Here is an 11,548-nt window from a genome sequence, read left to right as displayed (position 1 = left end):
GATGCTGTCGGAGACGTTGCTCGCTCACCGCGCCGAGCGCGGAATGCGCACGGTAAAAGTAGTGCCCGTGCCAGGAGTGCTGGCGGCGGTGACCGAACCGCCATGCGCGGTTACCAGGGCCTGCACTATCGATAGGCCGAGGCCGCTGCCGCCGCTGCCGCGGGTGCGGGAGGTGTCGGTGCGGTAGAAGCGTTCGAAGATGCGTTCGGCCTCGTCGGCGGGCAGCCCTTGGCCGGTGTCGGCGACCTCGACCAGGACCTCGTCCTCGGCGGGTGTCAGCCGCACCGTAACCGAGGCGTCCTGCGGTGTATGGATGAGGGCGTTGTTGAGCAGATTCGCCAGCACCTGGCGTAGCCGCGCGGCATCACCGATGACTTCCAATGTGCCTTCGCCGGGGTTGATTTCGAGCTCTATGCGGCGCGGCGGGCCCTGCTGCGCTGTTGCTGCCGCGACCGCACGGGCGCTGTGCACGGCATCGCTGGCGACGGCGAGAAGGTCGACAGGGTCCTGCTCCAGCGGGCGTTGCGCATCCAGGCGCGCCAACATCAGCAGGTCCTCGACGAGTATGCCCATCCGCTGCGACTCGCGCTCTATCCGGTCCATGAACATCGCCGGATCCGCGGTCGCGCCTTGGCGATACAGTTCGGCGAAGCCGCGAATGGTGGTCAGCGGAGTGCGCAGTTCGTGGCTGGCGTCGGCGACGAAGCGGCGCATCTTCGATTCGGAGTGCCGCGCCGCCGCCTCGGAGGCTTCCGTCGCGGCGAAGGCCCGCTGGATCTGCGCCAGCATGCCGTTGAGCGATTGGGACAGCCGGTCCACCTCGGTATTGGTGCCGCGCACCGGAACTCGGCGATGCAGATCACCGGCGGCAATGGCGGCGGCGGTCTTCTCGACGGCGCGCAGTCGGCGCAGGCTGCGGCGGATCACGAAGTAGGCGAGCACGGCCAGCGCGGCGAGTACCGCTGCGCCGACGACCAACTGCAACATGATCAATCGGTTGACGGTGTCGATGTTCTCGGTGAGCGGCATCGCCACCGTTGTCGTCGTATCGGCCGACACCGCCGTCATGGTCCGCCATTTGACCGTCGCGCCGTCCTTGGAACCGACGGTTATCGGTTTGCTGAGGACCCGGCTCCCCGGTGGGTCGGTGGTCGGCCGCACATCGGGTAGACGCGGCAACTCCGGATCGGCCTCGACATTGAACGGCCTGGTCTCGAGGTAGGCGGTGCCGTTACCGCCCGGCGTCGGTTCGATGTGCACGTAGAAGGTGCTCGACGGATGCGGCGGATTCGCCGGGCTCGGCGGTCGAGGCCGTGACCACGCCATGACCGCATCGCGAAGCTGCTGATCGGTGCGATGCAGCAGTGAGTTCTCCAATGCGGAGGTGACCACCATGCCGGAGGCCAATAGTCCGAGCGCGGACAGCAGTACGAGTGCGAGCACCAGGGTCACCCGCAGCGGTACCGCCGATGATGCGCGTGACAGTGTGCGGCGGATCCGATTGATGCGGGCGGTGGTCATTTCTCGGACGGGCGGCGATTCGGCGCGCGCATCACGTAGCCGACGCCACGCAGGGTGTGGATCAGTCGCTGATCGCCGGTGTCGACCTTCTTGCGCAGATAGGACACATAGGTCTCGACCACCCCCACCTCACCGCCGAAGTCATAGCGCCACACATGATCCAGGATGCGCGGCTTGCTCAGCACCGTGCCGGCGTTGACCATGAAATACCGCAGCAGGGTGAATTCGGTGGGGGACAACGCGACCGGCTCGCCCGCCTTCCACACCTCGTGGGTGTCGTCGTCGAGTTCGATGTCCTCGAACCGAATTCGCGAACTCTCGCGCTGCGGGGCGGTATGACCGAAGCGGCGCAGCACGACTCGCAGCCGGGCCACCACTTCCTCGAGGCTGAACGGTTTGGTGATGTAGTCGTCGGCGCCGAGGGTGAGTCCGGCGACCTTGTCCTGTACGTCATCGCGGGCGGTGAGGAACAGCACCGGCGCGTCGATGCCGTCGGCGCGCAGGCGGCGCAGCAGCCCGAAGCCGTCCATGCCCGGCATCATCACATCGACGATCAGCGCCTGCGGCCGGAAACTGCGCGCCTTGTCCAAGGCCTGTGCTCCGTCGACGGCGGTATCCACCGCGAACCCCTGATAGCGCAGACTCACCGACAGGAGCTCCACGATCATCGGCTCGTCGTCCACCACCAGCACCCGAGCCTCGGGCGTGGTCTCCGCAGGCACACCACTCATTGCTTCATACTGCGGCAATCGACTGGGAACTGCCTGGACCTTGGCTGGGTGATTCCTGTGAGCGCTCGGGTGCGGTGCGAAACTCGCTCCGTCGTGGCCGGGTCAGCGTCGGGGCGCGCGCTCTTCCGGGTACACATCGTCGTCGGTGAGCAGGGCGCTGCCCGCGACCTGGTCCTGAGCGAGTGCTTCCAGAAATGCCCGCGCCCAGCGGTCCACATCGTGGGCGAGCACCTGGCGGCGCAGCGAGCGCATCCGGCGGCGGCGGGTGTCGCGATCGTCCTCCAGCGCGGAGACCACGGCGTCCTTGACGCTGTTGAGGTCGTGTGGATTGCACAGGTAGGCCTGTCGCAATTCCGCTGCGGCGCCGGTGAATTCGCTCAGCACCAGGGCGCCGTTGAGGCCGCTGTGACAGGCCACGTACTCCTTGGCGACCAGATTCATGCCATCGCGCAGCGGCGTCACCAGCATGACGTCGGCGGCCACGAAGAAGGCGATGAGTTCGTCGCGGGGGATCGGGCGGTGCAGATAGTGCACGACCGGATAGCCGACCCTGGCGAATTCGCCATTGATCCGGCCGACCTGACGCTCGATATCGCCGCGCATCTGGATATAGCTGTCCACCCGCTCGCGGCTCGGGGTGGCCAACTGCACCATGACGGTGTCGGCCGGATCCAGCCTGCCCTCCAGCAGCAGTTCCTCCAGCGCGGCGAGGCGGATATCGATGCCCTTGGTGTAGTCCAGGCGGTCGACGCCGAGCAGAATATTCTTCGGATTGCCGAGTTCGGCACGGATCTTCGCGGCGCGCTCGCGCACCGATCGGCGGCGCGAATGCTCGTCGAGTTCGGCCGATGCGATGGAGATCGGGAATGCGCCGACCCGAACGGTCCGGAAGCCGACCTGCACGACGCCGAGTTTGGAGCGCACGCCGACGGTACCGCGCGAGGTGGGCTGTCCGGCCAGCCGGCGCGCCAGGTAGAGGAAGTTCTGCGCGCCGCCGGGCAGATGGAAGCCGATCAGGTCGGCGCCGAGCAGGCCCTCGATGATCTCGGTCCGCCACGGCATCTGCATGAACAGTTCGACCGGCGGGAACGGAATGTGCAGGAAGAATCCGATGGTGAGATCGGGCCGCAGCATTCGCAGCATCTTCGGCACCAGCTGCAGCTGATAGTCCTGCACCCAGACGGTGGCGCCCTCGGCGGCCACCTTCGCCGTAGCCTCGGCGAAGCGCCGGTTCACGGTGACGTAGGCGGCCCACCACGCGCGGTCGTAGACCGGGCGCACGATCACATCGTGGTACAGCGGCCACAGCGTGCCGTTGGAGAAGCCCTCGTAGTAGTCGGCGACCTCGGTCGCCGACAGCGGCACCGGATGCAGTTCCAGGCCGTCCTCGATGATCGGGTCGATATCCACATCCGGAACACCGGCCCAGCCGACCCAGGCCCCCTTGTTATTGCGGAGCACCGGCTCCAGCGCGGTGACCAGACCGCCCGGGCTGCGCTTCCATCGGGAGGAGCCGTCGGGTAGCCGCTCGAGGTCGACCGGGAGCCGATTGGCGACGACGACGAAGCCGGAGCCCGCCCCGTTCGCTTCGGCGACCGGCGAGGGGACCACCGTGGTGTCGGGTTCGGATGGTGGCTCTGGAATGGCGAGTTCGGAGTCGTCGGACGGCTGTTGGGTCATCTGGTCCACTCACGCATCCTTTGCGCGTCGCTGTTCCCGCTTGAAGTTATCGGATAGTCGACGGCTTCATTGACGTCGCGTCGTGGCTACTCGCCCCGTGAGTTGGGTCCTATGCCGAGCATCGACAGCAGCATCCGGCATTCGTCGGCGTCCTCCGCGTAGGCCGCGACAACGCGCTGCGCCTGACGCGCGGTCTCGTCGGCGAGTGGTTCCAGATCGTCGTCCGCGATGTCGTTCGCGCTGCTCTTCGCGGCCATCTTCTTGTCCTCCCGGCTCAGTACGCTCGTACGTGCGAATAGTCAATGTTATCCGGACCCGGCACCAGTGCGCCGCACCCGGATGCCGGTGACCTAGGACACGTCCGCGCTCGCACCCGTCGCCCGCGCGGCGGAAATCGGGCCCTACTACCGTGGACGCGCAGCACCAACTCCACGAAAGGGACGATATGCCGCTGGCCACGGTGAACGGAATTTCGCTCAACTACCAGGTCAAGGGCGACCGGGCCGCAGGCACGGAGGTGCGGGGCGCTGGGCCGCTCGTCGTCATGATCATGGGTACCGGCAGCCCGGGCCGGGTCTGGGAGCTGCATCAGGTTCCGGCGCTGGTCAAGGCCGGATATCGGGTCTGCACCTTCGACAACCGCGGCATCAAACCGTCCTTCGAGGCGGCCGCTGGCATGACACTCGAGCAGTTGGTCGGCGATACCGCCGGACTCATCGAACTGCTCGACGAGGGCCCCGCGCTGGTGGTCGGCACCTCGATGGGCGCGCGGGTGGCCCAGGAACTCGCACTGGCGCGTCCGGAGCTGGTGCGCAAGGCGGTATTCATGGCCGCGCACGGCCGTCTCGACCAGTTCCAGAAGACGCTTTCGCTCGGTGAGCACGAACTCGACGCCAGCGGGGTTCAGTTGCCCGCGAAGTACGAGGCCGCGGTGACCGCGGTAATGAATATGTCGCCAGCGACCATGGCCGATCCGAACGCCGCCCGCGACTGGCTGGACCTGTTCGAATTCACCGGCGGTCCGGTGACGCCGGGTATCCGCGCACAGCGCCGGATGGACCACGATTTCGACCGGGTGCAGGCCTACCGCGGCATCAAGGTGCCGTGCCTGGCCGTAGGTTTCGCCGATGATCGAATGATTCCGCCCTATCTGTCCAGGGAGGTTGCCGAGGCCATTCCCGGTGCGCGCTACCTGGAAGTTCCTGACGCGGGGCACTATGGTTATCTCGAGCGTCCGGAAGCCGTGAACAAGATCCTGCTCGATTTTTTCGCGGCCTGAGGTAACCGCCTACGCGTAACGTCTGCCTTGCTAGGGTCGACACAACGCTCTAGGAGCTTCCGGCGCTCTAACAGCGCTTGGATGCGCCAAGGGTTATCCCGTACACGCGCCAGTATCCAGTGAGGTGAAATGAGCACCAACCCCTTCGATGACGAAGACGGCCGCTTCTTCGTTCTGGTCAACGATGAGGAACAGCATTCGCTGTGGCCCGCCTTTGCGGAGGTTCCGGCCGGATGGCGAGTCGTTTTCGGTGAGGACAGCCGCGCCGCGTGCGTCGAGTACGTCGAGAAGAACTGGACCGACATGCGTCCGAAGAGCCTGCGTGACGCGATGGCCGCCGATGACGCGGCCCGGCAGGGCGCCCAATCCTGATCCGCAGTATTCGATACTGCGCCGGGGCCGAATGCTGAACCGTCACTGCGTGACACCGCAAGCCGGTGTCACGCAGCTGGCGTGCCCGGTTTATGATTGGCACCGTTTTGTGAGTCAGATACCGTCCGCCTCCTTAGCTCAGTGGTAGAGCACTCGCCTTGTAAGCGAAAGGTCGTCAGTTCAATCCTGACAGGGGGCTCCGATACGGGCGCGCCGTTGACGGCGCGCCCGTTTCCGTAGCTCGGACTTCACGCCGCGCATCGAAGGCCGCCTACTGTGGCCGGATGGCAGTGGCGAGAGTGTGGTCGGTTACCTCCACGACCCCGACCGAGGACGACGCGAGAGCCATCGCGAGGGCGGTGGTCGAGGAACGACTCGCCGCGGGCGCCGAGGTCACCGGCCCGGCCCTGTCCGTGTTCTGGCATCTCGGCAAGCTTGGCGAGGGCCAGGAATGGCGCGTGAGCTTCAAGACGTCGGTGACGGCGCGCGACCGTCTCGCCGCCCGAGTGCGCGAGTTGCATCCGTGGGACAGCCCGGAAGTCACGGCGACCCCGGTCGACTGGTGCGTCGACAGCTATGCCGAGTGGGTCGAACGGGCAACTGCCGCACCGGAATAGGGCCGCGGTCGACGGGCTGTTTGGGTTCGACTGCGCTCAGTCGGGGACGTTGGCTCCGTAGCCGAGTTCGCGGAGCGCTTTTTTGATCTTGGCCTGGGCCTCGTCGAGGGATTCCGGGGTGGGGTTGTGTTGCGCGCCGGAGATGTCGAAGTTGCCCATGGTGAAGGCCGGGAAGACGTGGACGTGCAGGTGGGGGACTTCGAGACCGGCGATGAGCAGGCCCGCGCGCGGGGCGTCCCAGGCCTCGCGAACGGCCTGACCGATCTTCTGCGCGACACCATTGAGGCGGGCGAAGGTGTCGGGGTCGATGTCCTGCCACTGGTCGATTTCCTTGCGGGGAACCACGAGGGTGTGGCCCTGGGTGACCGGGGCGATGGTGAGGAATGCGACGAATTCGTCATCCTCCCAGACGAATCGACCCGGCAGCTGGCCCGCGATGATCGCGCTGAAAACGGAAGGCATGCACCGGAGGCTACTCGGGTCGCTGTTCGGTGTTGACGCGGTCTCCGCCGCACCCGCGGGTCTGCTCGCCCACCGCCAGCTGCGTCGCCGCGCCAACGCGCACGCGCTGCGGATCGACACCCCGAACGGCATCGCCGAATCCGGCTTCGTCACCATCGGCGGCATCGAGCAGTGGATCGAAATCCGCGGCGAGGACCTGGCCGACCCGGTGCTGCTGGAACTGCGCGGCGGCCCCGGCGCGACGAACACCTACTTCGCCAACCGAACCCGGACCTGGGAGCGGCATTTCACGATTGCGCGCTGGATATGCGCGGCGCGGGAAAGACTTTCGGACGCGATGCCCAGGGGGAGGTGAGCTCCGACCGGCTCTTCGCCGATGCGCTCGAGGTCACCCGGTGTGTGCGCGAGCGCCTGCACCAGGGCAGCCCGGCAATTCCTCGAGCTGCTGCTGCCCGGGTGCGGCCGGTGGTGACCCGAATGACCGTATCGGCCCAGGACCTTCGCGTCGGCAGGTCAGGCGACGTAGTGCGACAGAATGCTCTGCACCTCGTAGATGTCGACCTGGCGGTTGAACCGCTTCTGCACCGGTTCGTGCGTACCGGAGATCCAGATGCAGAGTTCGGCATCGAGGTCGAAGGTGCCAGCGGTTTCCACCGAGAAGTGCGTGATCGCCCGGTAGGGAATGCTGTGGTAGCTGACCTTGCGGCCGGTGACACCCTGCTTGTCGACCAGGATGAGACGGCGGTTGGTGAACAGAATCGCGTCGCGGACAAGCAGATACGCGGCATAGACCTGTTCGGCGTTGCCCATCAGCCTCGCATATTCCTCTTGCGCCCTGCCGGGATCGATCCGCCCGGCATTGCCCATCAGTCCATCGATCAGACCCATCGTCAGCACGTCCTTTGCGCGGTGGAGTCGGCTGGTGCGCCCCCTCTCATCAATGATCCACCCGACACCCACTGATACCCGTTAACGTGACGACTGATTTCGTGAACACCTCGGTAACTGCCCGGGCACTCCCGAGAATGAGCCGGGACGCGCGGCCGAAGTTACGACGTATCCAACGACCGGCAAAAGTTCCGGGGAGGCGGGAAAGCCATGGTTGGCGACAACCTAAGCTATTGCCCGTGCGCGTACTCGTCATCGGTTCCGGAGCCCGTGAACATGCCCTCGTCCTGGCCCTGCGCCGGGACCCTGCGGTGACCGCGCTGTTCGCCGCGCCGGGCAATGCCGGGATCGCCCAGCACGCGCAGGTCAGGCCGGTCGATCCCTGCTCGGCCGAGGCGGTGGTCGCCCTGGCCACCGAGCTGGACGCGGAGCTGGTGGTGATCGGACCCGAGGTGCCGCTGGTCCTCGGCGTCGCCGACGCGGTGCGGGCCGCGGGCATCGCCTGTTTCGGCCCGTCGGCCGCGGCCGCCCGCATCGAGGGTTCGAAGGCCTTCGCCAAGGACGTGATGACCGCCGCCGGGGTCCGCACCGCGCACAGTGAGATCGTGGACAATCCGGCCGAACTCGACGCCGCACTCGACCGCTTCGGTCCCACCTGGGTGGTCAAGGACGACGGGCTCGCCGCGGGCAAGGGTGTGGTGGTCACCGCCGACCGGCACGCGGCCCGCGATCACGGTGCCGAACTGCTCGAGCAGGGCCATCCGGTGCTGTTGGAATCCTTCCTGGACGGTCCGGAGGTGTCGCTGTTCTGCCTGGTGGACGGCGAAACGGTGGTGCCGCTGCTGCCCGCCCAGGATCACAAGCGCGTCGGTGACGGCGATACCGGGCCGAATACCGGCGGTATGGGCGCGTACACGCCGCTGCCGTGGTTGCCCGAGGCGACGGTCACCGCCATCGTCGAGGATGTCGTCAAGCCGGTCGCCGCGGAATTGGTGCGGCGGGGCTGTGGCTTCTCCGGTCTGCTCTATGCGGGTCTGGCGATCGGTGCGGCCGGACCCGCCGTCGTCGAATTCAATTGCCGCTTCGGCGATCCGGAGACCCAGGCCGTGCTCGCACTGCTGGAAAGTCCGCTCGGCGCATTGCTGAACGCCACTGCCACCGGCACCCTGGCCGAGGTCGCCGCACCGCGTTGGCGCGACGGTGCGGCCGTCACGGTTGTGATCGCCGCCGAGAACTACCCGGGTCGGCCCCGCGTCGGCGATGTGATCACCGGAGCGGGCGAGGGCACCGCCGACGACACGTCCGCGGTGCTGCACGCGGGCACCGCACTGCGCGAGGACGGCGCCCTGGTCTCGGCGGGCGGTCGAGTGCTCAGCATCGTCGGCACCGGCGCGGATCTGGCCGAGGCCCGCGCCAATGCCTACGACCGGATCGCCTCGATCAAACTGCCGGGCAGCCACTTCCGCACCGACATCGGCCTGGCCGCCGTCGAGGACCGGATCAGTGTTTGATTTGCCGCGCCTACGGCGCATGCGCTTCGACCACTCGGATGCGAGACGGGCCGCGAACGGTCGCTCGTAGGACTCGCTCCGTAGTCGTCGCATCGCGCTGTCTCTCTTGATCCAGTCGACGCTTTTCGGGCTCAGCTGAAGCTGAGACCGTGTGCTGCCAACCACTGCTGCGGGTCCACATGCTGCTCGTTGACGATGACCTCGAAATGCAGATGCGGACCCGTGGAATCGCCGCGGTTGCCCATGCGGGCGATCTGCATACCCGCAGGCACGCGTTCGCCGACGGATACGAAGAAGTCGTACATATGTCCGTAGACGGTGATGCTGCCGTCATCGTGGCGGATGCGCACCCAGAGCCCGAAGCCCTGCGCGGGGCCCGCATCGATGACGGTGCCACTGGCGACGGCGTAGATCGGGGTGCCGATCGGGCCCGCGATATCGATGCCGTTGTGGAAGGTGCCCCAGCGTGAACCGAAACCCGAGGTGAAGACGCCGCGCGTCGGCAGCACCATGCCGGTGAGACCGGGCAGCACCGAGCCCGCGGTGGCCGGCGCGCTGCCCGCCATCCACGGCTGGTACTCCCCGGAGACCGCCGCCGCGGCCTCGGCCTTGGCGCGGTCCAGGGTGGCGCGGGCCGCGGCCGCGACCACCTCCTGCTCGCGGATGCGTTCGCCATTGGCGATGGCGTTCAGATAGCGCTTCACCGACGGCGGCGTGGACTGCATCTGCTGCGGATAGGCGAAGGCGACGCGCTGCGCCTCATCCGGGCCTGGTGTGCGATCGGTGACGACCCGGGCGAACGAGGAATCGGCCGCGGCGAAGATGGCGGTGGCGGTGACCCCGGCGATCAGGATCCGATGTTTGCGCAGGAGTGCGCGATAGTCCGGCTCGGGCCGTGCCGCCCATAGCGCGCGCAGGTCCGGTGCCGGTTGTCGGCGTAGCCAGCGCAGACCTTCTTTGCATTCACCGAGGACCTCGCGTGCCCGTCCCGGCAGCGCGCGCAGTTCGCAATCGCGCCGTTCCCGCAGAGGGGCACGCCAATCGGGCGGTATGACACCGATGCCACCCACCCCTGGTATTCGATCCAGCCGCGCACGGCGCGCCTTGTCGAGCATTAGCGCTGACCATAACCCGCGCGACGCGGTCGGCACCTGCCGAACCGCGCGGCCGGTCGCATTTCTCCGCAATAGCACAAAACCCGAGGATCGGCGAACCGGCGAGATACGGGACCGTCTACCGTACGTCGGGTGTCCAGAGAATCTCGCCGGTCGACCATTCCACCTTTCTACGTGATGGATGTCTGGAAGGCTGCCGCGGAACGTGCCAGGACCCATGGCGACGTGCTGGTGCTGGCGGCCGGGCAGCCGTCCACGCCGGCGCCCGCCCCGGTGCTGCGCGCGACGAAGCTGGCGATCGAATCCGAATTGCTCGGTTACACAGAGACTTTCGGCATTCTCCCGCTGCGCGAGGCAATCGCCGAACACCACCGCGATACCTACGGATACGACGTCGAACCCGACGATGTCGTGGTGACGACCGGATCCTCCGGCGCGTTCACGCTGATCTTCCTGGCCGCATTCGACGCCGGGGATACCGTCGTGGTGGCCCGTCCGGGATATCCGGCCTACCGCAACACCTTGGCCGCGCTCGGCTGCCGCGTCATCGAACTCGATTGCGGTGCCGAAACCCGATTCCAGCCCACCGTGGCCATGCTCGAGGCGTTGCCGGAGCCGCCGGCGGGGCTGATCGTGGCCAGCCCGGCCAATCCGACCGGCACCATGATCGATCCGGATGAACTCGCCGCGCTGGCCCGCTGGTGCGATGCGCACAACACCCTGCTGATCTCCGATGAGATCTATCACGGCATCACCTACCAGGGCGTCAGCGTGGGGCGGACCTCATCGGCCTGGGAGACCTCGCGTACTTCGGTGGTCATCGGATCGGTCTCCAAATACTTCTCGATGACCGGCTGGCGCCTCGGCTGGATGCTGGCGCCGAGCGGATTGCGGCCCGCGCTGCAACGGCTCGCGTCCAATATGACCGTATGTCCGCCCGCGGTCTCGCAGTACGCGGCGCTGTACGCGTTCGGCGCCGAGGCCAAGGAAGAACTCGACGGCCATGTCCGCCGCTATGCCGTCAATCGGCAACTGCTGCTCGATGGCCTGCCGAGACTGGGCATCACCGACCTGGCTCCGGCCGACGGCGCCTTCTACGCCTACGCCGATATCGGCCATCTCACCGACGATTCGCGCACATGGTGTGCCGAGGTGCTCGACCACACCGGCGTCGCGCTGGCGCCCGGCGTCGACTTCGACACCGTGGCCGGACACCGGACCGTGCGCTTCTCCTTCGCCGGTGCCACCGCGGATATCGAGGCCGCACTCGTTCGGCTCGGTCACTATCTGCGTGGTTGATCACGCTGTCCGCCAACGAGTTTGCATAGTTGCTCACCTAGCAGGCGCAGATACGGTAGAACAACGATGCTGG

13 protein-coding genes and 1 tRNA gene are annotated in these 11,548 nt (G+C 66.9%); 7 read left to right on the top strand and 7 right to left on the bottom strand.

Annotation, left to right across the window (positions count from 1 at the left end):
• Positions 1-24: 24 nt before the first annotated feature.
• The 4 genes from ACQP0C_RS39020 to ACQP0C_RS39005 form a co-directional block, all read right to left on the bottom strand.
• Entirely contained in the window at positions 25-1,521 is a 1,497-nt protein-coding gene (locus ACQP0C_RS39020) for a sensor histidine kinase (RefSeq protein ID WP_433728448.1), read from the bottom strand.
• Positions 1,518-2,252: a response regulator transcription factor gene (locus tag ACQP0C_RS39015; protein ID WP_354959639.1), complete on the bottom strand. Its 735-nt coding sequence runs from the start codon at positions 2,250-2,252 to the stop codon at positions 1,518-1,520. Before ACQP0C_RS39015 ends, ACQP0C_RS39020 begins: the two co-directional genes overlap by 4 nt.
• A gap of 102 nt (positions 2,253-2,354) precedes the next feature.
• The gene (locus tag ACQP0C_RS39010; protein ID WP_433734782.1) at positions 2,355-3,932 is read right to left on the bottom strand and encodes an alpha,alpha-trehalose-phosphate synthase (UDP-forming); all 1,578 of its coding nucleotides are present in this window, start codon (positions 3,930-3,932) and stop codon (positions 2,355-2,357) included.
• A gap of 86 nt (positions 3,933-4,018) precedes the next feature.
• Entirely contained in the window at positions 4,019-4,189 is a 171-nt protein-coding gene (locus ACQP0C_RS39005; RefSeq protein ID WP_169338030.1) for a hypothetical protein, read from the bottom strand.
• Positions 4,190-4,377: 188 nt separating this feature from the next.
• Between ACQP0C_RS39005 and ACQP0C_RS39000 the strand changes: the two genes are divergently transcribed.
• From ACQP0C_RS39000 to cutA, 4 genes are all read left to right on the top strand, one after another.
• Positions 4,378-5,211 (top strand): alpha/beta fold hydrolase, encoded by an 834-nt coding sequence (locus ACQP0C_RS39000; RefSeq protein ID WP_433734781.1) that lies wholly within the window; start codon positions 4,378-4,380, stop codon positions 5,209-5,211.
• A 129-nt stretch (positions 5,212-5,340) separates the two neighbouring features.
• Positions 5,341-5,583 (top strand): MbtH family protein, encoded by a 243-nt coding sequence (locus tag ACQP0C_RS38995; protein ID WP_011207082.1) that lies wholly within the window; start codon positions 5,341-5,343, stop codon positions 5,581-5,583.
• 127 nt (positions 5,584-5,710) lie between these two features.
• Positions 5,711-5,782, top strand: a tRNA-Thr gene (locus tag ACQP0C_RS38990).
• Between the two features lie 85 nt (positions 5,783-5,867).
• Entirely contained in the window at positions 5,868-6,200 is a 333-nt protein-coding gene (gene cutA, locus ACQP0C_RS38985; RefSeq protein WP_433728445.1) for a divalent-cation tolerance protein CutA, read from the top strand.
• 36 nt (positions 6,201-6,236) lie between these two features.
• Here the strand turns inward: cutA and ACQP0C_RS38980 are convergent, their stop codons facing one another.
• Complete coding sequence (locus ACQP0C_RS38980) at positions 6,237-6,662, bottom strand: HIT family protein (protein WP_433681274.1); 426 nt, start codon at positions 6,660-6,662, stop codon at positions 6,237-6,239.
• Here ACQP0C_RS38980 and ACQP0C_RS38975 point away from each other — a divergent pair.
• Positions 6,661-7,017 carry a hypothetical protein gene (locus ACQP0C_RS38975; protein WP_433728443.1) on the top strand — a complete coding sequence of 119 codons (357 nt, stop codon included), beginning with the start codon at positions 6,661-6,663 and terminating at the stop codon, positions 7,015-7,017. The genes ACQP0C_RS38980 and ACQP0C_RS38975 overlap by 2 nt on opposite strands.
• A 158-nt stretch (positions 7,018-7,175) precedes the next feature.
• Here the strand turns inward: ACQP0C_RS38975 and ACQP0C_RS38970 are convergent, their stop codons facing one another.
• A complete protein-coding gene (locus ACQP0C_RS38970) occupies positions 7,176-7,550 on the bottom strand; it encodes a PH domain-containing protein (protein WP_354959645.1) in 375 nt (124 codons plus the stop codon).
• A gap of 239 nt (positions 7,551-7,789) precedes the next feature.
• Between ACQP0C_RS38970 and purD the strand changes: the two genes are divergently transcribed.
• Positions 7,790-9,061 carry a phosphoribosylamine--glycine ligase gene (gene purD, locus ACQP0C_RS38965; protein ID WP_433728441.1) on the top strand — a complete coding sequence of 424 codons (1,272 nt, stop codon included), beginning with the start codon at positions 7,790-7,792 and terminating at the stop codon, positions 9,059-9,061.
• 131 nt (positions 9,062-9,192) lie between these two features.
• Here the strand turns inward: purD and ACQP0C_RS38960 are convergent, their stop codons facing one another.
• Positions 9,193-10,176 (bottom strand): M23 family metallopeptidase, encoded by a 984-nt coding sequence (locus ACQP0C_RS38960; RefSeq protein WP_433728438.1) that lies wholly within the window; start codon positions 10,174-10,176, stop codon positions 9,193-9,195.
• 132 nt (positions 10,177-10,308) lie between these two features.
• On the opposite strand from ACQP0C_RS38960, the gene ACQP0C_RS38955 reads away from it, so the two are divergent.
• A complete protein-coding gene (locus ACQP0C_RS38955; RefSeq protein WP_433728436.1) occupies positions 10,309-11,475 on the top strand; it encodes a pyridoxal phosphate-dependent aminotransferase in 1,167 nt (388 codons plus the stop codon).
• The last annotated feature ends 73 nt before the right edge of the window (positions 11,476-11,548 follow it).

The sequence above is a fragment of the Nocardia sp. CA-129566 genome (assembly GCF_050956075.1).
Taxonomy (GTDB): Bacteria; Actinomycetota; Actinomycetes; order Mycobacteriales; family Mycobacteriaceae; genus Nocardia.
This window is presented reverse-complemented; position numbering and strand designations above follow the sequence as displayed.